The sequence below is a fragment of the Prosthecobacter sp. genome (assembly GCF_044373815.1).
GTDB lineage: Bacteria > Verrucomicrobiota > Verrucomicrobiia > Verrucomicrobiales > Verrucomicrobiaceae > Prosthecobacter.
On the sequence record NZ_JBIPNG010000060.1, the window covers coordinates 1 to 21,205 of the forward strand.

Consider the following 21,205-nt stretch of genomic DNA (forward strand, 5'->3'; position numbering starts at 1 on the left):
GCCCGCCAACGTGCCTGCGCTGACCACCCCGGATGCGAAGGCCAAAAAAACGACCGTGCGCGAGAAGCTGGAGCTGCACCGCTCCGACCCGAACTGCACCGCCTGTCACAACAAGATCGATCCCCTCGGCATCGCCTTTGACAACTACGACGCCATCGGCCGCTGGCGCACTGTGGAGACGATCAAGGACGGCACCGGCGACAACCCGGCGCTGGACCCCAGCGGCGTGCTGCCGGATGGGCATGCGTTTGCCGACTCGGTGGCGTTGAAGAAGATTCTGCTCGATGATCTGGACAAATTTGCCGCCGCCGTCACGGACAAGCTTGCCACCTATGCCCTGCGTCGTGGCATGACGTTCTCCGATCGCGAAGAGCTGAAACGCATCGCTGAATCATCCAAGGCCGACGGCTACAAGCTGGCCTCACTCATTGAATCTCTCGTCACCAGTCCGCTGTTTTTGAAACGTTAACCTGCATCCCCATGAGCAACATCCAATCTCAACGCTGGCTTCTCAACCGCCGCCACTTTTTGCGCGGACTCGGCACCACGATGGCGCTGCCGCTGCTGGATGCGATGGTGCCTTTGCGCGCCAGTGTTGCCGCCACGGCCAAGCCGCGCCGCAGTGTGTTTGTGTACATCCCCAACGGCGTGAACGGCATGACGTGGCAGTGCACGAAGGCCGGGCGTGGCTATGAGCTTTCACCTTCGTTGAAGCCGCTGGCGAAGCACCAGGAGGATTTCACGGTGTTCAGCGGGCTGCATCATCCGAACGGTCTGGGTCAGGCGCATGTGTGTGCGGATACGTGGCTCACGGGTGCCAAGATCGACGCGCAAGGCGGGCGCAAATACGAGAACACCATCTCATGTGACCAGATGATGGCCGAGGTGGTGGGGCAGCAGACGCGCTTCAATTCGCTGGAGCTGTCCATCTCCACCGGCACCGGGCAGCCTTTCAACTCCAACACGCTGGCCTTCTCGCGCGATGGCGTGCCGCTGCCGGCGGACGACAATCCGAAGATCATCTTCAACCGCCTGTTTGGCGAGGAAGTGGGTGGCATTGGAGCGCAGCGTGCGCGTCTCACCAAACGCCGCAGCGTGCTGGACGCGGTGCTTGATGACGCGAAGTCTCTGCGACTGGCGCTCGGCACGGATGACCGCACGAAGCTGGACGAGTACATGCACGCGGTGCGTGATGTGGAGCAGCGGACCGAGCGTCTTGACGCCTGGCTCGATATCCCGAAGCCCGTGGTGGAAAAGAATCTGGCTGCGCCCTTCCAGCGCGATGTGCCGAAGGCGCAGGCCGGGGAATACTGGCGCACGATGTTTGACCTCATCGTGCTCGCGCTGCGCACGGACATGACGCGCGTGGTTACCTACATGAACGGCAGCGAGGGCAATGGACTGGCCATTCCAGAGATCCAGATCACGCAGGCGCGGCATAATCTTTCCCATCACAATGGCGATCCGGTGGTGCTTGATCGTCTGGCGAAGAGCGATGCCTTCATCATGCAGCAGTTTGCGCATTTTCTCGATGAACTGCGCGAGGTAAAAGACGGCGACGAACCACTGCTGGACCGTACGATGGTGCTCTTTGGCAGCGGCATGAGCTATGGCCACAGCCATTGCAACAGCAACCTGCCCATGCTCCTCGCAGGCGGCAAGGGACTCGGTTTGAAGCACGGCCAGCACCTGGACTACAACAGGCCGCATCTCAAAGAGGACTACACGTTGAGCTACGACGAGTGGCGCAGTCTCTGCGGCAAGCCCAAGGATGGCAATGCCCGCGTCAGCAACGTGCTCGTGACCATGCTGCAAAAGATGGAGGTCAATGCCGAAACCTTCGTGGACAGCCTCGGACCGGTCAGTGAGATCGTGTGATCAAAAACGCTGCCAAACCCTGCACTCCTTTTCCCAACCACTCCTCATGAAACAAACATTCTCATTCATCACTCTGCTGTCTTTCGTTGCAGCCATTCCCGCCCTTGCTCTGGACCCCCATGTCGAAGCCGTCACCAAGATTGTCGAAGGTGCGAAGGGCAAGGTCGAAAAGACGGAGGACGGCCAGAGTCTGAAGCTCGTGGATCTCGCCGTGCCGAACACGGGGCCGCATGATCACCGCAAGGAAGATCCTTATGATGCCGCCTTCTTTGAGCATCTCGGCCACATCACCACGCTGGAGTCGCTGAATGTCATTTCCACCAAGTTCAATGATGAGTGGATGCCGAACATCGCGAAGCTCACCAACCTCAAGACCCTGCGCTTTACTAACAACGGCTCGCTTGCGGATGCGGGCATGGAGCAGCTTGCGGGACTTAAGAACCTTGAGTCCTTCTCGTTCGTCGGCACCAAGATCACCGGACGTGCTTATGCAAAGTTTGAGGGCTTCACCAAGCTGATCAAGGTGAGCCATCGCGGCAGCAGCATCGACGACGAGGGGCTGAAGGAACTGTGCGAGCACCTGCCGAATCTCGAAAGCATCAGCCTCGCGCATGCGAAGTTCACGGATGCGGGTGCTCCCAACCTGGCCAAACTTACGAAGCTCAAAGGACTGGAACTCGGCGCGCATGCGACGCCTGCAGCACTGAAGAACATCACTGGGCTGCCGCTCGAATATTTGCAGCTTGGCGAAGGTTTCGACAAATCCGAGTCACTGCCCATCGTGAAGGAGATCAAGACGCTGAAGCGCCTGACGCTGACGAACTGCAAGACCACTACCGACGATGATTTCAAGGTGCTGGCAACGATGACTCAGCTCGAATCCCTCGAACTCGGCAGCCCTAGCATGCCCGAGGAACGCCTGCCGCTGCTGCAAGGGTTTGCCTTCCTCAAGGAGCTGAAAATCATCGACCGCCAGAAAGGCTATCCGCCGGAAACGGAAGCCAAGATCAAGGCGCTGCTGCCGAAGGTGGACGTGAAATTCAAGTGATCCGATTCAACCGAATGCCCATGCGACTTCTCTGCGTCCTCCTCTTTGCGTCTGCCTTGTCCCTGTCTGCCGCCGATGCAGCCAAGGCGATGGAGTTCCCATCGCTCAATGATGCCAAACGCATCCATGGGGAGCTGGTGAGTGTGGACTTCATTCTCCGCAAAGGGGAGTTCCGCGCAGATGATGGCAAACTGATGCCGTTCTCCATGCCGCCTTATGCGATCATGAAGTACAAGGGCGTGGAAGCAGATCTGCGCGAGGTGCCACTGGGAACGAAGATGAATTTTCTCATGCTGCCGGATGCGGCGGGGCAGCTCACACGCCTTGTCACCACGGATGACGGTCAGCCCGCCGATGCGGCGCAGTTGAAGAAGTTTCGTGAGTTTACCGAGAAGCGCGGCATCGCGGGATGGATTGACAAGACGGAAGGCAACACGGTCACGGTGACCTTTTTCAGCGGTGACCCTGCTGCGTTTCAAGCTGCTTATGGCGAACTGATCGCAGTGGGCAAAGGTGGCAAGATCTGCGTGGCCAATGACGAACTGCGCACGTGGAATCCGGGGGTGGATGGGGAGGGCGGTTCCATCACAGAGGTGAACAAGGTGCCGACGGAATACTTCGGCAGCAGCGGTGTGCAGGTGACACTCAAAGTGAGCAACATGCTCGAAGGCTTTCGACGTGGCCGCGTTGTGCGCGTGTTCCTCACGGGATGGAAGGTGCAGGATCAGTTCTATGGTGAGAGCCTGATGGGCTACGGCTTTGGCCGCATGCTGAATCAGGAGTTGGTCGAGAACGTCGCCAAGGAATACTCAGAGCAGTTCCCCTTCCGCACGGATTTAAGCAATGCGCAGCTGCCGTGGTATCAGCTCAAAGATGAGGTGAAGCCGCCGCCTTTTTCCGAGCACGTTGTTTATGGACAGCTCGTGGAAGCCGACGCCAAGACTAGCGGCGGGAAGTTCATTGCCGAGCTCACCGGAGAAGTCGTGAACTTCACGCTCATCAAGCATCACACCTTGAAGTATCTTGGTGCTGATCCTCAGTTTGCCCAGCTGCCCATGGGACAGCGTTACCGTTTTCATCTCTATCAGGACGCGAAAGGCGCCTTCACCCGCGTGAGCTTCATCAGCGATGACTTCAGCCATGCCAGCGCGAATGCCAGCACGGCACGCGTCACCGCCATTCACGGAGACCGCATCCACGTCGCCTGGCAGCTGCCGCTGGTGAAGGACTACAATGGCGACATGCAGCGCCCGCAGGACATCGGCATATGCATCGTCCAGGTGAATGCTGCCACCCGCGTGTGGAAGGCGGATCAGCAGGTGAAGCTGGCGGATCTGAAAGCGGGTGATGTGCTGTTGCTCAACCGCACCGCAGAACTCCCCGGCAAGCCCTCACAATGCACCGACCTTTGGATCGGTGAGGAGACGCACAAGCTGGTGACTGAGAAGCAGCGCAAGCCTGCGGTGGTGAAGAAGTGACAGGCGGCCTACTTGGCGGCCTCATTCTTCTTCGCATTCTCATCTCGGCGGTGCAGGGGGCGCACCCAGATGTTGCGGTAGCGGGTTGGGTTGTGGTGGTCCTGGAGGGCGAAGCCGACTTCCTGCAGCTTCGTTTCGAGCGGAGTGGCATGCTGTACGATGACGCCATTGTCGAGGACGGTGATGCGGGCCGGTTGGAGCACGGTGCCCTTGTCATCGAGCTGCGCGCATTCGCAGATGATGTCGTAGCTCTGCCATTCGCCGGGCTTGCGGCTGGCGTTCACGAGCGGGGGATAGTTGTTGTAGATCGCTCCGGCCTGACCGTCGGGATAGGTGTCGTTTTCATAGGAGTCGAGCACCTGCACCTCGCCCCAGCCATGGATGAGCACACCGCTGTTGCCCCGGCCCTGGCTCTTGCCCACCACCTCGGCAGGGGTGGCCCATTCGAGGTGAATCTGACAGGAGCCGAATTTGTCCTTGGTATCGATGTCGCCTCCCTTGGGCTTGATCTCAGCGTAGCCGTTTTCGATCTTCCAGTTGGGCACGTCGCTTTGATCCTTGTCATCCTTGCGCGGCTTGCGGATGAACTTGGAGAGGTCTTTGCCATCAAAGAGAACGACGGCGTCACTGGGTGCTGTCGTTGCCGTTGGCGGGGTGATCACCGTGGGCCGTGGCCGCTGCATGTCGCCCTGCCGGTAGATGCCGCCGGGGGTGAAGGGCTTTTCTTTTTTGGGTTCTGCCGGCTTCGCGGGATCGGCGGCGGAGGCGAGAACGGCAAAGAGGGGAAGAGTGAGAAGGAGGCGATGCATGATGATAGTAACGGTTTGGGTGCAGATGATTTGAGGGCAAAAAGAAGGCCGGCGAAATCGTCGGCCTTCTCCAATCCAGTTGCGGCGCAACTGGACTACTTTTGGAACGCTTTGTCCTTCGCATTGCCACCGCTGGAGAGGTAGGCGATGAGGTCGAGGAGTTCGTCCTGATTGAGTGAGTTGATGAGGCCGGGGGGCATCATGCTGACTTTGCGGGTGCCCTTCTTGGCGATGTCGCTTTCGTTGATGGCCATGTGATCGTTGGGGGCGAAGGGGTTGGTCATGATGAAGACCTTGCCGTTCTCTTCGACGACGATGCGGCCGATGATGATGCTGCCATCCTTCTTGGTGATTTCGTGGCTGTCGTACTGGTCGGAGATGACCTTGCTGGGATCGACGATGTTTTCCATGAGATCGCGCATGGTGTAGCGGTTGCCGACGCCGGTGAGGTCGGGGCCGATGCTGCCGCCATCGCCGTTGAAGCGGTGGCAGGTGGCGCACATGATGCTGCGGTACATGTTCTCGCCATTGGTGAAGTTGCGGCCTTTGAGCCCGCCTGCGGTGAGCGCCACGACTTCATCGACCGTCCAGTTTTTGCCGGGGCCTTTGGGAGCGACGTAGTTGGGGATGGAGGTGCTGGCTTCGACCTTGTTGCTGAGGGTTTCGAGAGCGGCGAGTTCTTCCTTCGGAACAAAGGTGGCGAGGGCGTCTTTGCGGATGTTTTCGATGAAGCCTTTGAAGCTGTTGCCGCCCTTCCAGGTGCGGGCGCGGGGGAACCAGGAGAAGAAGGTTTTGCGATGCTCAGGGTTCCAGCCTGCGGTGGCGTTGCGCAGGGCGAACATGTAGCTGATCTGCTGGGCATTCGGGCGGCTGCCGGCGGCGGCGCGGGCGGCGTTGGCGTAGCCTTCGTTGCGGCTCAAAACGGCGTCGGTGGCGACTTCCTGGAAATCGTCTTTGGCGGTGGCCATCAGGGCGAGTGTCTTGGAGACGACGGTGGGGGAGTCGATGGCGACGAGGATCTGGCAGAGCTCGCGGTTTAGGAAGGGGTTTTCGGTGGGATAGACGAGATCGAGTGCCGTAGAGATCTGTGCGCAGATGTCTGCCTCTGGCTTGCCGAGGCGGATCAGGATGAGTTCCAAAGCACGCAGGGCGGCGAGCTGCTGGTCCAGCGTGAGCTTGGCCCCGACCAGCTTGCCCAGGGCAAGGAGCATGCGGCCTTCGAGTTCGACGTTTTCAGGCGAGACGTAGCCGATGGGCTCCGAGGAGGTGCCGGTGGGCTTGGCAGCGGGCCTGCCACCTTCGGAATTGGCTTTGGCACCGGTGACACGCGCGAGGGCGATGAGGCCTTCGATCAAGGCGACGGGCTGTGTTTCACTGAAAACTTTTTCCTGCCAGAGTGCGACGGGGAGTTTTTCGATCGCGACGCGGGCGGCATAGCGCACGTTGCGGTCGTCGTGGCTGAGCTTGCTCCAGGTGTCCTGGAGGGCCTTGCTGGTGTCGACGTTACCGGTGTGGTAGGCTTCGAGGGAGGCACGCAGTTTGAAGTCCTTAGAGAGAGGCTGCGCTTTGACGGGGGCGGTGGATTCACTGCCAACGTAGGTCACGCGATAGACGCCGGACTGAGTTTTGCGACCGCCCACCGCGAAATACATGGCACCGTCCTGCGGATGGATGACGACGTCGGTGAGAGGGAGAGGTTTGCCGAAGACGAATTCTTCCTTGGTGGCTGCGTAGCTGGCGCCTTTGGCTTCCAGGTTGATGGCCCACATGGTGCCGTAGGTCCAGTCGTTGATGAAGATGGCGTGCTGGTATTTGGCAGGGAATTTAGCGCCGGTGCCAGCGACGACGCCGGTGGGGCTGCCGGGTCCGATGTCGAGCGTGGTGGGGAGGGAGTCAGGGTAATAATTAGGCCACTTGCCACTGCCGCTGCGCCAGCCGTAATCCGCACCGCTCACGCAGTGATTCACGCGTGTGGGGCGATACCAAGGGCTGCCGATGTCCCACTCCATGTCGGCGTCGTAGGTGAAGAGTTCGCCCTGGTCGTTGAAGCAGATGTCGAACTCATTGCGGAAGCCATAGCAGAAGAGCTCCAGGCCGCTGCCATCGGGGTTCATGCTGCAAATGTAACCACCGGGGGCGAGGAGGCCGCGTGCGTGGCCGTTTGCGTCCCACATGCGCGGGAGGATGTGGTCTTCGCTCCAGGTCTTGGCCGGGCGGCTGTCCGTAAGGCCTTCGGGCAGCTTGGTGTGGTTGCCGCAGTTGAAGAAGATGCGTTTGCCATCCGGGCTGACGGTCATGCTGTGCAGGCCGTGTTCGCCACCGCCGGCCATGGTGTGCAGCTTGGTGGTCTTGTCGTATTGATCGTCGCCGTTGGTATCCTGCAGGCGGTAGAGGCCGTTGTTTTTGCCGTCTTCGTTGACCATGACGTAGAGGCTGTCGAACGCGGCGAGGAGGCCATGCGCCTTGCCCAATTCGATGGCGAGCTTTTCCGGCTTGAGGTTCTCGGTTTTGCCAATGGCTGGCACGCCCATGCGGTAGATGCTGCCATACTGGTCGCAGGCGATCAGGCGGCCCGTTGGGTCGACGGTGAGAGCCACCCAGGAGCCTTCCTGGTCCTTGGGCACGTTGTAGAGTTTTTCCACTTTGAAGCCCTTGGGCACGGTGATTTCGGAGGCTGCGATGCTTTCTGCTGGGCCGCTGTTTCTGCCGCCACCCGGTTTGCCATCCAGCGCGAGTCCCCAAGGGCCTTGGCCATACTCATTGATGACGATGGCTGGCTGCCAGGATTCCGTGCCGGTCTTGGTGGCCTCCCATTTGTTCGTGGTTTCCACGACGATGGGCTTTGCATCATTCGGCAACTTGAGGGTGAGGCGGGCGATGAGCGCCGCCACGCCGCCTTTGTTGCGACCGTTGACGATGATTTCGTTCTGCGCCCTGAGCTTGAGATTCTTGCTGATGTCCACCTTTGTGGCCTCCTGCCAGTCGGGATTGGTGAGGACCTTTTGACCATTCAGCAGGGCGTCTGCGCCGTTGTCACAGGTGAGTTCCAGCAGAGCTGATTGTACCTTGGCCGGCACTTCAAAACGATAGCGGAAGGTGACCTGCGGGTCTTTGTTGCCATCCTTGGACAGCCAGATCCACTGCGGGGCAGCGGAGGCGGTGTTCAGCAGGAGGGCGAAAGCGGCGAACGTGGAGAGAATACGAGGCAACATGGTGGGCGGAAAGTACGCACCAAATCACCTGACGTTGCACACGATTGCCATCCTTTGGCAAACACGCACGCTGAGCTGGTCAGACTAGGCTAGACCTGGCTGCCATTGAGCTTACTGCCGTTCAGGGCCACGCCATCGTGCACTTTTTGCACCGACAACGCCGCGACACGGGACTTGAGCTCCTTGCTGGGCTTGAAACGCACGACGCAGCGGTCAGGGATCATCACCTCAGAATTCGGCTGCTTGGGGTTGCGACCGATTTTGCCACGCGCCACTCGAAGGTCAAAGGTGCCGAAAGTGCGCAGTGTCACTTCGTTCCCTTCAGCTAGATTCTTCGAAACCAATTCCATAAAGGCCTCCACCATGGCCAGTGTGTCGGCATGTTTGATTCCCGTTGCGTTACTGAGTTCCGCAACCAAATCTTTTTTGGTGATCGTGGTCATAACAAAGTGACTAGCGAGACGATTAACAGGGTGCAACTAATTTCTGTGTCGAATTATCGTCCCTACCTACGATTTAGTCAGTAGGTTTATTTAGGGTGATCCGAAACTATCCGCGATAAAACCTCAGAAGAAGTCCTGAAGTGCATTTTGCACAGCGTTGGCAAAACATCACTTCCATGCTGTTCAACGAGCGTGGCGGCTGTTTTTTTCACGCCATCTGAAACTCCTTTGGGGAGTTCCACGCCCAGCTTCTGGCCCTGAGACTTCAGCCAGCCCACAAAAGCTTCGCGTGCCAGAATGGAAGCGGCAGCCACGGCGGGGTCGCTTTCTGCCTTGGTGCGCTGGACGAGTTCGATTTCCCGGCCGCGGGTCTGCATGGCGCGCTGCAGCACGGCGGGATTGGCGAACTGATCTGAAATGGCCCGCTGGCAGCCGGGGACGCGCTCCAGCAGGTTTTCGATGATCCGGGCATGTCCCCAGGCCAGCAGGCGGTTCAGGTTACCAAATTTGGTGTAGAGCTCGTTGTACCGTCCGGGGTGAATGGCGATCACCTCCCAGGCGAGGCCGGGGATGGCGCGGATGTCGGCGGCAATTTTATAGATGCGCGCGTCACTGCTGATGCGTTTGCTGTCCACGGCACCGGCGTCACGCAGGCGGCGTGCCACATCGCCATCGACATAAACGCCTGCAATGACCAGCGGGCCGAAGAAGTCGCCCTTGCCGCTTTCATCCACGCCGATGTGGGGCTGGAACATCTCGGGGTTGTGCACTTCTTCGTAGCCGAGTTTGGCCTCGCCCAGCACTTCGGGTTCGAGCAGGTTCGTGATGAAATCTTCGGTGTCTTTTCCCTGCACGACGATCTTGGGGCCTTTCTCATACACGCACACATTCACCTTGGATTTGGCGGCGGCGTAAAGGCAGTAGGGTTTGGTTTGAAACTCAAAGCCGCGTTCCTCCAGCAGGGTGCGCAGCTTCGCCGCTTGAGTGGAGGTGAGTGCGTGAGTGTAACTTGTCAGGGCTGGCATGGGCGTGATTTTAATCACAGGAGTGGCGAAAGACTCATGAAAAATGCGCCAGATCGTTCATAAGTGAGGCAAGATGCCCTCTCGAACTGCCAGGCCGGATCCCCAAGCTATCGCCATGGAATTGGTGAACTGGTTTGGGCACAACGCACGTGATTATCCCTGGCGCCGCACGCGTGATCCCTATGCCATTCTCATTGCCGAAGTGATGCTGCAGCAGACACAGATCGCGACGGTGCTGGACCGTGGTTTTTACGCCCGCTGGCTGGAGCGGTTTCCTGATTTCAAGACGCTGGCCGCCGCGCGTGAAGAGGAGGTGCTCAAGACCTGGGAAGGCCTTGGCTACTATCGGCGGGCGCGCAATCTGCAGCGGCTTGCGCAGGAGGTGATGGCGCAGCATGGCGGGGTGTTTCCAAGTGAGCATGCGGTCATTCTCGAATTGCCGGGTGTGGGTCCGTACACGGCCGGTGCGGTGGCCAGCTTTGCCTTTGGTCTCAAGGAACCCATCGTCGATGGCAACATCGCGCGGGTGCTTTCGCGCATCTATAACGATGCCACGCCGGTGGACTCAACGGCCGGCACGAAGCTGCTGTGGGAACGCTCGAAAGCCCTGGTGCTAGCGACCGATGATCCGCGTGCCTTGAACTCGGCGCTGATGGAACTCGGGCAAACCCACTGCACGCCGACGAAGCCTGCCTGCGATCTCTGTCCGGTGCGCGCCCAATGCCGTGCGACTGATCCCGAGTCACTGCCCGTGAAGCATGCGCGTCAGCAGATCACCGCCGTCACAGAGCGTGTCATTTTTTTGCGCACCAGCGAGGGGGTGCTGCTGGAGCTTGAGACCGGCAAACGCCGCACCGGTCTGTGGAAGCTGCCTGCGCTCCATCCCATGCATGAGGATTCGCCACCGCCCGTGCTGCTGCGCATGCAATATGGAATTACGCGCTACAAGGTCACGCTCTGGGTGCATGAACCGCATGCGCAAACAGGGGAATGGCCTGATACTCATCGGGTGATCCCTGTCGCTGAACTTGAATCCACCCCCATGCCAGCTCCGTATCGTAAGGCGTTGAACGACCTCCTCCAGCGTGGTGAGTTCCGGCTCAGTGCCTGAATTGTCAGTTTGCGATTGACTTCCCATGCCCTACCAGATGCCATAACCCTTTATGAAAAAGCGCACTCTTCTCTTCTCCTGCCTCGCCATTGTCATGGCGGGTTGCAAACCCTCGGCGGAAAAAGCTGCTGAGACACCGGGGGCTCAGCCTGCCGCCAAATCTGGCAAACCGCAGGTGCTGGTGGCGAACTACCCGCTGCAGTATTTTGCACAACGCCTCGCGGGAGATGCTGTCGAGGTGCGCTTCCTGGCACCGAAAGACGAAGACCCTGCTTTCTGGCAGCCGGATGAGGCCGCCATCACATCACTTCAAAATGCCGACCTGATTCTCATGAACGGTGCCGGCTACTCCAAGTGGGCTGACAAAATCACGCTGCCAGAGTCGAAGGTGGTGGATACTTCCGCCGCCTTTGCCAACAATTACATTGAAGTGCGCGATGCCACCACCCACAGCCATGGCCCAGGCGGCGAGCATAGCCATAATGGCACCGCATTCACCACTTGGATCGATTTCAAGCAGGCCTCCCTGCAGGCGCAGGCGGTGGGTGACGCCCTGGCGAAACTGGTGCCAGCAGCCAAAGACTCCATCAGCAAGAACACAGAGGCCCTGAAGGATGAGCTGGAGGCTCTCGATGGCCGCATGAGCACGCTCAGCCGTCGCTTGGTGCAGTATCCGCTGGTGGCATCGCATCCGGTCTACCACTATCTGGCACGTCGATATGGATTGAATGTGAAGTCAGTTCTTTGGGAGCCCGACACGGTGCTGGATGCCACAGCGCTCAGCGATCTCAATGGCGTCCTTGCCGGTCATCGCGCGCGGTGGATGATTTGGGAAGGCGAGCCAAGCAAGGAGAACGTTGATAAGCTTGCGTCACTGGGTCTTCAGAGTGTGGTCTTTGATCCCTGTGGCAATGTGCCTGCGAGCGGTGATTTCATGTCCGTGATGAAAGCGAATGTAGAGGCGATGGAAAAGGCCTTTCAGTAACGTGTTGGAGTTTTAGGTGTGAAAACACATCTGGAGCTCGACCGCATAAGAAAAATATAGATTATCGTGTTGACGGCCTAATAAGGCTGTGTCATCATCCGTTACCTTCACAGCAAGCCATGAAAACCAACCAGACACATCTTAACTCATCCGCGCTGACCGAGCGTCGGGGAGCGATCGTGTGTGGGAGATTGGATCATGGCTTTATGGCCGCCTATCCAGCACAAGATTGGAGTCTCCCAACAAAGAGATATATCGAGCAGGGTGCTTTGACGCCCCATTAGGCCCCCCGAAGGCCAGTTTCCCAAGGAAGCCCTGCTCGCCCACTCCAAGGCAGCAGGGCTTTTTTTTGGCCGCGAAACGAACCACACACCCCTTTTCCATACTCATTGATTGAACCCGCGGTCCTTTGACCGCTTCCCCACAGCACGAAAAAACCCCGGCATCCGCGCTAACGGACACCGGGGCAAGGCCAGCCAAGCTGACTCCCGGAGGAGTCGTTTAGAGACGCAAGAGCAAGACCTGCACACAGGTTTGCACCCTCCTTCCGAATGTCAACTGAAGCAGCCATCGAATACGCAATATTCCTACGTCGAGACGAGGAATGCGGGAATTCATTGCCCATTTTTGACATCACGAAACGGCTTCCCCGGGAGGTGTGCCATAAACACCGAAACATCCGCCGTGAAATACCTGCGGGTGCGACGCCAGCGATGGAGTGACCAACACTCCATCCCGTGCGTGGCAGCGGTGTTCGTTCTTTATATGGCAGATCACCTCACAACGAGGCTGATCTGCCATTCAAGGGCGCGGAGCATAGCAACAAGTGATGTAACCTTGGGAGAGTGTGTACAGTGGCAAGGCTGTCTCCGTGTCCTTGAATGGCAGAACGGGAAAGATTTTCCAATACAATACGGCGGTGGCAGACAAGCAATGCACGGGTCTCCAAAACCCGAAGATGTGGGCGCGATACCCACCCGCCGTGCCGTTTAATTCCAAATCAAGAACGCGGCGGTAGATCGTTAAAGAGGCGACTTGGATTGTAACTCCAAAGCTCATTGAGACCGCACGGAGCATTACCGTGACGCCGCACCATTTTTCAAATGCAGGGAGAGCCAGTGCTCTGACGGGTCTCATAAGCCTGTCTTGGTTGGTGCAACTCCATCCCCTGCGTCCAATTTCAAGGTTCGTTAGCTCAGTTCAGTAGAGCGCCCGCTTGTCGAGCGGAGGGTCGCGGGAGCAAAGCCCGCACGAACCGCCAATTTCCAAAGGGCTTGCAGTGTGAAAGTCGCACGACTGGTTTGCACCCGGTAAGAGACGGAGCGTTACCGTCCTCGTCCACCATTTCAGAATCCTCGGTGATCTAACAGTAGGATGCCGCTCTGTTAAAGCGGCTGTGTTGGTGCGAATCCAACCTGAGGAGCCAGTTTCATGCCCGCAAGGTGTAATAGAACATGCATACGCCGCTTCTAACGGCTGTGGTTCCAGGTGCGAGCGCCGTGCGCGACAGCGCACTTTCATGAGGTGCGGAGCAGTAACTGTACAGCCGCAGGAGCGGCAATCCTGGTGTGGGCACCATTTAAAGGAGCACGTCCGGCATAGACGAGGAAACGGTCCCGAAAACCGCTGCGCCCTAACAAGGCGTCCAGAGTGCGATTCTCTGGTGCTCCGCCATTTCTCTACCCTCTGCGATCAAACCGCAGCAGCGCTTCATGAACCAGCAGCAGGCAGACCGCCATGGCTATGGTAGCCAATGTCACGGCCTCTAGTCCTCTAGATTGCGCCAGCCATCCGCAGGCGCTTGGCAGCGCGGCTGCACCGACCATGGCTGCGCTGACTTGAAAGCCGATGGCATGGGCTGCATGTGCTTTGCCCAGCCGCTGGGGCGTCCGTGTCATCAGACATGGATAGATGGAGGCCAGCCCAAGACCTGTGAGCGCCAGCGCTCCTGCTGAGAACGGCAGGTTTGCTGCAAACAAGGCAGTGCCTATGACCGTTGCCAGCATGCTCAGACGCAGCAGCAGGTCGATGCCGAGCCGCTCGATGATGAAGCCAAACACCACACGACCAGTGGCGATGCTGGCCCAGTAAATCGTCACCCACATGCCCGCAGACTCTTTACTCATGCCACGTGACTCCGTCATCAAGGTGAAACTCCATTGGCCGACGGTCACTTCGAGACCGGTGTAGATGCCAAAGAGCAGCATATGCGCCCAGACACCGCCATGTTTCAAGGCATCGAACGTGCCCACGGATGCCTCTGATTCAGACGCTGCGGCCGTTGTTTTGCCTGGAGCGTCCCAAAGTTTTCGAGTGTAAAGGAACAGGCCTGTTAACAAAAGAAGCAAAGAGCCTACGGCTGCATAACCAGCCCGCCATGATCCCAGCGAAACCAGCATTGAGGTCATGATCAGCGGCCCCAGAGTGGCGCCAATGCCGTAGCAGGCATGCAGCCAGTTCATGTGACGCGCCGAAAAATGATTCGCCACATAATGATTCAGCCCGGCATCAATGGCACCGGAGCCAAGCCCATGCAGCAGCGCACAGGCTGCAAACAAGCCCCATGCAGGCGCGACCGAATAACTCAAGGCGCTCACCGCCACCAGCAGGCTGCTGCCACCCAGCAGAAGCCCGATGCCAAATGACTTGAGCAGTTTTCCCGTGAGCAAACCTGAAACGAAATAGCTGGCTCCTGCCCCAAAAAAGATCCACGCGATGTCGCTTTGCTGACGCCCGAAAAAATCCCGCACCGAAGGCCAGGCCACGCCGATGAGCGTGTCCGGCAGCCCCAGGCTGATGAAGCCCAGATAGGCTGTCACCAGCAGGAGGCGGGCGGCAGATGATGTTGTGTTGAAGGCCTGCATTGTTTCAAATCAGTCTGGTGCAGAAGCTTCGTTTGTCGCTGCCGCCTTGCGTGCAGTTGTATAGGCTTTCTGGCTCCTACCCTTTTTCCATCCCTCAGTAGCTCAACAGCAGAGCAGCCGGTCGATAACCGGCAGACCGTGGAGCGTCACCACGCCGAGGGACCATTTTTAACATACGCTGGATGGCTCAGACAGATGAGCGGCGGATTGAAGATCCGCAGAGGTTGGCGCGCTACCAACTCCAGCGGCCATTTCATTGCGGCATTGATGTAACAGTAACATGCGAGTCTTCCAAACTCATCACGTCGGGGCAGCACCGACATGCCGCACCAATTTCAAATTCCTCCGTGGCCGACACAGAAAGGCACCGATTTCGTAAATCGGATCATGTGGGCGCGAGCGCCGTGCGCGATAGCGCATATTCAAGAGGTGCGGAGCAGAAGATGCACAGCGGCAGGAGCCGCAATCCCCACCGGAGGATCCATTTCAACACACACCCTTCATAGTGTAACAGCAGCATTCTTCGTTGTGAACGAAGCGGTGCCGGGGCAGGACCGGCTGAGGGAACCATTTCAATTCGTGCGCAAGACAAAGAGCCGAGTCAGCGGTCCGCAAAACCGCATTACCCAGTGCAAGTCTGGGGTGCACGTCCACCTTTTCATCGGATACGAGAGAGCCAGCCGTTCTCGCTTGGTTTGGGACCAAGACACGCCCGGGGCAGCACCGGGGTATCCGACCATTTTCATGGGTCTGTAGCTTAACAGTAGAGCGTCGGGCTCATAACCCGGAAGATGCTGGTGCGAATCCAGCCGGACCGACCATTTCAAGCATGGGGCAGTGAGCATGACACGCACAGATTGATTCTGTGCTGCTGTCTCCACGCCCATGCCAACCTAGCCTTGTAGCTCAACAGTCAGAGCATCCGCCTTTGAAGCGGAGGGTTGGTGGTGCAAACCCACCCGAGGCTGCCAGTTTCATGCCCATGTAGTCCAATGCAGAGACAACCGCCTCAGAAGCGGTCCAGTGCGGGTGCGAGTCCTGCCATGGGTACCATTTCAATGTCTCCGTAGCTCAGTAGAAAGAGTGGCTGATTACGAATCAGCAGGCCGCAGGTGCGAATCCTGCCGGAGACACCATTACAAGGCTCCCGTAGCTCAATGTATAGAGCACCGCGCTTCGAACGCGGAGGTTGTAGGCGAAAGTCCTTCCGGGAGTGCCACATCATCATGGAACGCCAACCGGACCAGCGTGCCGGGACTTGTTGCTAACAAGATCGTTCCGCCATTGCGCGGCATGAGGAGCATGTCCTCGGCGTTCCGCCATTTTCAAATGACCCTGTCGTCTAACTGGCCAAGGCACCCGACTTTCTATCGGGTTATTGCGGGTTCGAATCCCGCCAGGGTTGCCAATTTTATTTTTAACAACGGGCCGTCGGTGCCGTGGGGAAACTCAGAAACCGATGGGGGCATGGCCCCGACAGCCGGCGTGAGCCGGTCAGAGGCGAAGGTGCCTGAAAACCTTCGCGCCGTGAGGGATCACGGACAGTCCATGCAAGCCCAGGCTTCCCGCGAAAGCGGGCGATCATGGCCCCCAAGGCCGTGGTCGTTTTGGGAAAGCAGTGCGTCGTGGAACGAACGGCGGTTTAGATGCCCGGAAACGGGGAACATCTGCCGCCGGAGAGCAGCGGGTGGTGCCGGCCTCACGACCAACCAGACTGCGATCCATAAAGCCAAGGGTAGTGCCAGAAACATCCGAGCCTTGTCGGCAAGGGTGATGGCGCAGAGCGAGAGGTGGCGGACGTGTGCAAACACGGACGTTGTCTTGAGACTCCGTTGAGTAACCGACAGGTGAAAGGCAGACGATGTGCGGCATTTCGCAGCCCAAAAGGCGGCGACAACCGCAGGACATCCGCATCGTCGCAGGTATGCAGCTTCGCTAGAAGCATCTGACTAAGAATCAGCAAAACGCAAAGAGGTGTCCGGCGTGACGAGTGAAATAGCTCAATCCTCCAGCCATGGGGCAATGGAGGCATCCGAGGGCCGCAAGCCCGGAGATGTCGGTATGAATCCGCACACAAGGGGTAGCTCCCCTGAACGGCCGAAAGGTCGGTGGTAGGTGCAGTGCCGACAGTCGTCACGCGACAAGTGATACGCCACACTTTAAAAAAGGCAGCTATGCTGTTCGACCCCGCTCGGCGGGGTGGATACGAGCCGAACCAAGGGCCGCAAACCCTTGGATAATAGCTCCAACGGAGCAGCACGCGAGGTGTAGTCTCAGCCCTCGCATTCCATTTCAAAGACGCAGCCTGCATGACGAGGCTGCGCTCCATTTCCAAAGCTCATGTAGTCCAACAGCAGAGACACGACGTCGAGAACGTCGCCAGTGCGGGTGCGAGTTGGCTGCTGTGCAGCCTACGCAAATAGGCTTCGCGTGGAACCGTGCGCTTCCGCGCATGGCGTTCTGCCATGAGCACCATTCACGGTCCAAAGCTTAGACAGCGAAGCAGCCGGCTTTTAACCGGCATAGCAGGGTGCATGTCCCTGTGGACCGACCATTTCCGCCTGTTGGTGAAGCAGCATCACGTCTGGCTTACATCCAGAAATCGAGGGGGCAGCACCTTCACGGGCGACCCTTTTAACTTAACCATCCATCATGAGCAATGCCATCACGCCCGACATTCACCTGAGCGCCATCACGGCTGCAGACGCTTCAGACATCACGGCCCATTTGCAGGACCACGAGGTCAGCCGCTACACTCTGCTCATTCCATATCCCTACACGCTGGAGATGGCTCACGAATGGATCGCGGGCATTGCGGATGATGTGCAGCGGAATGGGAGGGATACTCTGTGGGCCATTCGGGAATCATCCGGGCGAATCATCGGCGCGGTCGAACTTCATCCCGGGAGCGCAGGAAAGCAGCATGTCTCCGAGATCGGCTACTGGCTGGCGAAACCCTATTGGGGACGCGGCATCATGACGGCGGTTGTGAAAACCGTCGTGGATCGTGGTTTCCGTGAATATGGTGTGCGACGCATCACCGCCCCCATCTTCGCACCGAATGCAGGCTCCGGACGCGTGCTGGAGAAAAACGGTTTTGTCATGGAGGCACCGCTTCTGCGTCTGGCCTACCACCGCGACGGCCAATTTTACGACGGACGGCTTTACGCGCTCGTGCGCGAAGAGTGATGTCACAACCCTTTGCGGCAGTGAGAACGGAGTTCCTTCGTAGCAAACAGTACAGCACTGGGTGCGAGCCCAGACATGCGGGTGCGAATCCCGCCGAGATGCCGGTCCGCCGGCGTCACAGCACTTCGTTCGACTTCCTCCGCAATCCTTTTTCAACCCCATCTCAATACAACCTATGAAACACCAGCCCACCTAGCCAGCGCATCTTCCCGCTGGCGTCATCCTTGTTTGGAAGATCGCTGTCACATCCGTCCAGCGCGCCCGTTCGCGGGCAGATCGAACGGATGATGATTCGATGATTCCTTTATGAAACTCGAACATCTCGAACGTGCGTTTGAATCCATCGGTGCACGGCTTCGTGTGGAGGCTCCGGCTCGAAGCCGGGGTGCCTCTTCGGGATACTCGCTCGACATCGGTCATGACCGCCATGGACAGTTCTTCGCCCTTCGTGGCGATGATGTGAGCCTTGCTGAGGTGGAGTTCTCCCTGCTGCACAAGCATAAGGAGAACCGCCACCTGCTGCTCCTCGTGAAAAACGAGGACAGCAAACGCAAGGATCGCTTTCTGTGCGGTCATGATGAGCGCGAATGGTTTGTCGCCGCCGTCCCCAGCAATGCATCCACCGTGGTGCAGGCCAAGGAGGCGCTCAAACCAGCTCCCGTGCGTGAGGCGCAGGCTCGCAAGAACCTGAATGCCCGCCAGGCCAACACCCGGAACAACGCGGCCTTCCGTCGTCAGGGTGAGTGGTTCTTCGTGCCCGTGGAAAAACCACTGGTCGTTGATCCCAAGCTCATCCTGCGTCACGAGCCCATCTCACGCGGAGGCGGCAGCAAGCCGCACCTCGTGGAGCAGCTCTACCGCACCGGAGGCGAGGTCGTCTATGTCCACCAGCAGCATCCACGCGGACTCACGCAGAAGCAGTATGACAACCTGCTCCTGCGCCGTCCTGCCGCGAAAAGCTGGCCATGGCGCCAGATGCGCCGAAACCCCGGTGTTTATGCCCGGGGCTCGATTCGTCATGCCGACCATGCCACCATCGTGCTTCACGACTGGCACCAGGTATTGATGAACGAGGAGCACCGTGCTCCTTCGCGCAGCAATCTGGCCTTCCTCGATTGATTCAATCCGACACGTTCAATCCTTGTGCGTGCGGCATGCTGCAAGTGTGCCGCACGCATTTCATTTTTAGTACATGATTCTGAGGCAGCAAGGCCGGGGATACTCCGGAAATCGTGGGTTCAAATCCCATCATCCTGGCAACAGGGTGAAGCCCCGGCCGATTTTCTCCTCAGATTCTCTTTTTAAGTTCGCGGCAGTGAAGACAGGATTTCTTCGCTCCAAACACCAAACTGAAGTGCGATTGCCCATGAGTTGGGGGTCGGTGAAAACCGGCGCCGGGTTCGATTCCCGGCATTCTCAGTTAGAGCCTGTCTGCTTTTCTCCGCGATTCTTTTTTGGGGCAGTGAGACTGGAGTTACTTCGACTCATAATCGGCTGGTTGCAGGTTCGAGTCCTGCCGGGTGCCCACAGGCATTTGTAGCTCAGTGGTAGAGCAGCTGGATGTTCACGCATCCGTTCTCCGGTCGCCTTTCTCCCCAATTTCTTTTCCGAACTCAAGAACACCATGCGGCAGTGATGCCGGGGTTACTTCGGGAGCCGGTGTGCTCGCAAGAGCGCCGGGGGCTTATCACGGGCCGTCTCCCTGGCAAACTTTCTCCGCATTCCACCCAGCAAACCAACACCATGAAATTTAACTTCCTCAAGAAACGCCCGCGTGCTGACACGCTCAACCTCGCGGGTGGCGAGGCCTTCACCGAGTCGCCCAAACTCGAACTCGCCTCCCTCATGCTCACGTCCATGCTCAAGGATGAGTTCTACCGCAGCGGCGATGCCACCGCGCAGCGCCTGCGTGAGCTGATCTCCGCCCAGAGTGACAAATGCTTCGTGGCAAAGGCCGCGCTCTATGCCCGCAAATCCGCCGGCATGCGCAGTGTCAGCCACCTCGCTGCGGCGGAGCTGGCCAAAAGCGTGAAGGGGCAGGCGTGGACGGCGCGGTTTTATGACCGTGTCGTGCATCGTCCGGATGACGCCATCGAGATCCTCGCCTGCTACCGCGGTGCGCATGGGAAGGTGATTCCGAACTCGCTCAAGAAAGGTCTTGGCCGCGCCCTCGCGCGTTTCGACGAGTATCAGCTCGCGAAATACCGCAAGGACAGCGCCGACCTTTCGCTGGTCGATGTCGTGAATCTCGTTCACCCGCCTGCCACGGAGGCACTGGGCAAGCTCGTCAAAGGCACACTGGCTGCTGCCGAAACTTGGGAAACCAAACTCACGCAGGCCGGTGCCGCCGCGCAGAATGATGATGATCTCGCCACGCTGAAACGCGAGGCATGGTCGGAGCTCATTCGCACGCGGAAGCTGGGTTACTTCGCCCTGCTGCGAAACTTGCGCAATGTGCTCGAAGCCGCTCCAGAAGTCGTGAACGAGGCGCTGGCGATGCTGCGCGATGAAAAACTCATCCACAAATCGCTCGTCCTGCCGTTCCGGTTTCAGACGGCGCTCGACGCCGTGCTGGCCAGCAGTCTGCCGCGCGCAGCCGATGCACTGGCTGCCCTCAGCGATGCCGTGGACATCTCGCTCGCGAACGTGCCATCCTTTCCAGGCCGCACGCTTGTCGCGCTGGATGGCTCCGGCTCCATGATGGGCCGCCCGCTGCAGATCGGTTCGCTCTTTGCAGCCACGCTGCTCAAGGCGAATGATGCCGATGTCATTCTCTTCAGCGACAGGGCCAAATACGTCACGCTTAATAAGCGCGACAGCACGCTCTCAATGGCAAAATGGCTGCAAGGCCAGGCGCAGTCGGCGGGAACCGACTTCCACTCCATCTTCCAGTGCGCAGACCGGGCGTATGACCGTGTCATCATCCTCTCTGACATGCAGGGCTGGGTGGGACACCATGCACCCGTGGAAACATTCCGCTGCTGGAAGGCGCGCCACCGCTGCGATCCGAAAGTGTTCAGCTTCGACCTGAACGGCTACGGCTCCCTGCAGTTCCCAGAGCGTCAGGTTTGCTGCCTGGCCGGCTTCAGCGACAAAACGCTGGAGACTCTGAAGCTGCTGGATTCCGACCCAGGCGCACTGATCCGCATGATCGAAGCCGTGG

General features: G+C 58.7%; 14 protein-coding genes and 10 tRNA genes. 19 read left to right on the top strand and 5 right to left on the bottom strand.

Annotation, left to right across the window (positions count from 1 at the left end; translation table 11 throughout):
* The 4 genes from ACIREA_RS07580 to ACIREA_RS07595 form a co-directional block, all read left to right on the top strand.
* Nucleotides 1-469, top strand: a 469-nt coding sequence (locus ACIREA_RS07580; protein ID WP_397381663.1) for a DUF1585 domain-containing protein, incomplete at its 5' end; no start/stop codon positions are given.
* Between the two features lie 11 nt (nt 470-480).
* Nucleotides 481-1,878, top strand: a complete 1,398-nt coding sequence (locus ACIREA_RS07585) for a DUF1552 domain-containing protein (protein WP_397381664.1) — start codon at nt 481-483, stop codon at nt 1,876-1,878.
* A 46-nt stretch (nt 1,879-1,924) separates the two neighbouring features.
* Entirely contained in the window at nt 1,925-2,926 is a 1,002-nt protein-coding gene (locus ACIREA_RS07590) for a leucine-rich repeat domain-containing protein (protein ID WP_397381665.1), read from the top strand.
* Between the two features lie 20 nt (nt 2,927-2,946).
* Nucleotides 2,947-4,404, top strand: a complete 1,458-nt coding sequence (locus ACIREA_RS07595; RefSeq protein ID WP_397381666.1) for a hypothetical protein — start codon at nt 2,947-2,949, stop codon at nt 4,402-4,404.
* Nucleotides 4,405-4,412: 8 nt separating this feature from the next.
* Here ACIREA_RS07595 and ACIREA_RS07600 read toward each other — a convergent pair whose 3' ends face one another.
* The 4 genes from ACIREA_RS07600 to rnhC form a co-directional block, all read right to left on the bottom strand.
* On the bottom strand, nt 4,413-5,213 hold the full coding sequence (locus ACIREA_RS07600) for a DUF1080 domain-containing protein (RefSeq protein WP_397381667.1): 801 nt from the start codon (nt 5,211-5,213) through the stop codon (nt 4,413-4,415).
* A 95-nt stretch (nt 5,214-5,308) separates the two neighbouring features.
* Entirely contained in the window at nt 5,309-8,425 is a 3,117-nt protein-coding gene (locus ACIREA_RS07605) for a c-type cytochrome (protein ID WP_397381668.1), read from the bottom strand.
* Between the two features lie 89 nt (nt 8,426-8,514).
* The gene (locus tag ACIREA_RS07610; RefSeq protein WP_397381669.1) at nt 8,515-8,904 is read right to left on the bottom strand and encodes an HU family DNA-binding protein; all 390 of its coding nucleotides are present in this window, start codon (nt 8,902-8,904) and stop codon (nt 8,515-8,517) included.
* Between the two features lie 50 nt (nt 8,905-8,954).
* A complete protein-coding gene (gene rnhC, locus ACIREA_RS07615) occupies nt 8,955-9,893 on the bottom strand; it encodes a ribonuclease HIII (RefSeq protein WP_397381670.1) in 939 nt (312 codons plus the stop codon).
* A gap of 73 nt (nt 9,894-9,966) precedes the next feature.
* Between rnhC and ACIREA_RS07620 the strand changes: the two genes are divergently transcribed.
* The 5 genes from ACIREA_RS07620 to ACIREA_RS07640 all read left to right on the top strand — a co-directional run bounded on the left by ACIREA_RS07620 (nt 9,967) and on the right by ACIREA_RS07640 (nt 13,415).
* On the top strand, nt 9,967-11,004 hold the full coding sequence (locus tag ACIREA_RS07620) for an A/G-specific adenine glycosylase (RefSeq protein ID WP_397381671.1): 1,038 nt from the start codon (nt 9,967-9,969) through the stop codon (nt 11,002-11,004).
* 52 nt (nt 11,005-11,056) lie between these two features.
* Nucleotides 11,057-11,989: a metal ABC transporter substrate-binding protein gene (locus ACIREA_RS07625; RefSeq protein ID WP_397381672.1), complete on the top strand. Its 933-nt coding sequence runs from the start codon at nt 11,057-11,059 to the stop codon at nt 11,987-11,989.
* Nucleotides 11,990-12,902: 913 nt separating this feature from the next.
* A tRNA-Trp gene (locus ACIREA_RS07630) sits at nt 12,903-12,974 on the top strand.
* A 199-nt stretch (nt 12,975-13,173) separates the two neighbouring features.
* Nucleotides 13,174-13,250: transfer RNA gene (locus ACIREA_RS07635), tRNA-Asp, on the top strand.
* A gap of 91 nt (nt 13,251-13,341) precedes the next feature.
* A tRNA-Asn gene (locus tag ACIREA_RS07640) sits at nt 13,342-13,415 on the top strand.
* Nucleotides 13,416-13,668: 253 nt separating this feature from the next.
* On the opposite strand, the gene ACIREA_RS07645 is transcribed toward ACIREA_RS07640, so the two are convergent.
* Entirely contained in the window at nt 13,669-14,853 is a 1,185-nt protein-coding gene (locus ACIREA_RS07645; RefSeq protein ID WP_397381673.1) for an MFS transporter, read from the bottom strand.
* A gap of 746 nt (nt 14,854-15,599) precedes the next feature.
* Between ACIREA_RS07645 and ACIREA_RS07650 the strand changes: the two genes are divergently transcribed.
* From ACIREA_RS07650 to ACIREA_RS07695, 10 genes are all read left to right on the top strand, one after another.
* A tRNA-Met gene (locus ACIREA_RS07650) sits at nt 15,600-15,674 on the top strand.
* Between the two features lie 74 nt (nt 15,675-15,748).
* Nucleotides 15,749-15,824: transfer RNA gene (locus ACIREA_RS07655), tRNA-Gln, on the top strand.
* A gap of 7 nt (nt 15,825-15,831) precedes the next feature.
* A tRNA-Leu gene (locus ACIREA_RS07660) sits at nt 15,832-15,906 on the top strand.
* A gap of 7 nt (nt 15,907-15,913) precedes the next feature.
* Nucleotides 15,914-15,989 (top strand) — tRNA-Arg (locus tag ACIREA_RS07665).
* A 7-nt stretch (nt 15,990-15,996) separates the two neighbouring features.
* Nucleotides 15,997-16,072, top strand: a tRNA-Arg gene (locus ACIREA_RS07670).
* 112 nt (nt 16,073-16,184) lie between these two features.
* Nucleotides 16,185-16,261 (top strand) — tRNA-Glu (locus ACIREA_RS07675).
* A 1,244-nt stretch (nt 16,262-17,505) separates the two neighbouring features.
* Nucleotides 17,506-18,042 carry a GNAT family N-acetyltransferase gene (locus tag ACIREA_RS07680; protein ID WP_397381674.1) on the top strand — a complete coding sequence of 179 codons (537 nt, stop codon included), beginning with the start codon at nt 17,506-17,508 and terminating at the stop codon, nt 18,040-18,042.
* 306 nt (nt 18,043-18,348) lie between these two features.
* Nucleotides 18,349-19,161 carry a hypothetical protein gene (locus ACIREA_RS07685; RefSeq protein WP_397381675.1) on the top strand — a complete coding sequence of 271 codons (813 nt, stop codon included), beginning with the start codon at nt 18,349-18,351 and terminating at the stop codon, nt 19,159-19,161.
* Between the two features lie 340 nt (nt 19,162-19,501).
* Nucleotides 19,502-19,567: transfer RNA gene (locus tag ACIREA_RS07690), tRNA-Ser, on the top strand.
* Nucleotides 19,568-19,785: 218 nt separating this feature from the next.
* Nucleotides 19,786-21,205: TROVE domain-containing protein (locus tag ACIREA_RS07695; RefSeq protein WP_397381676.1), on the top strand; the 1,420-nt coding region annotated here is incomplete at its 3' end.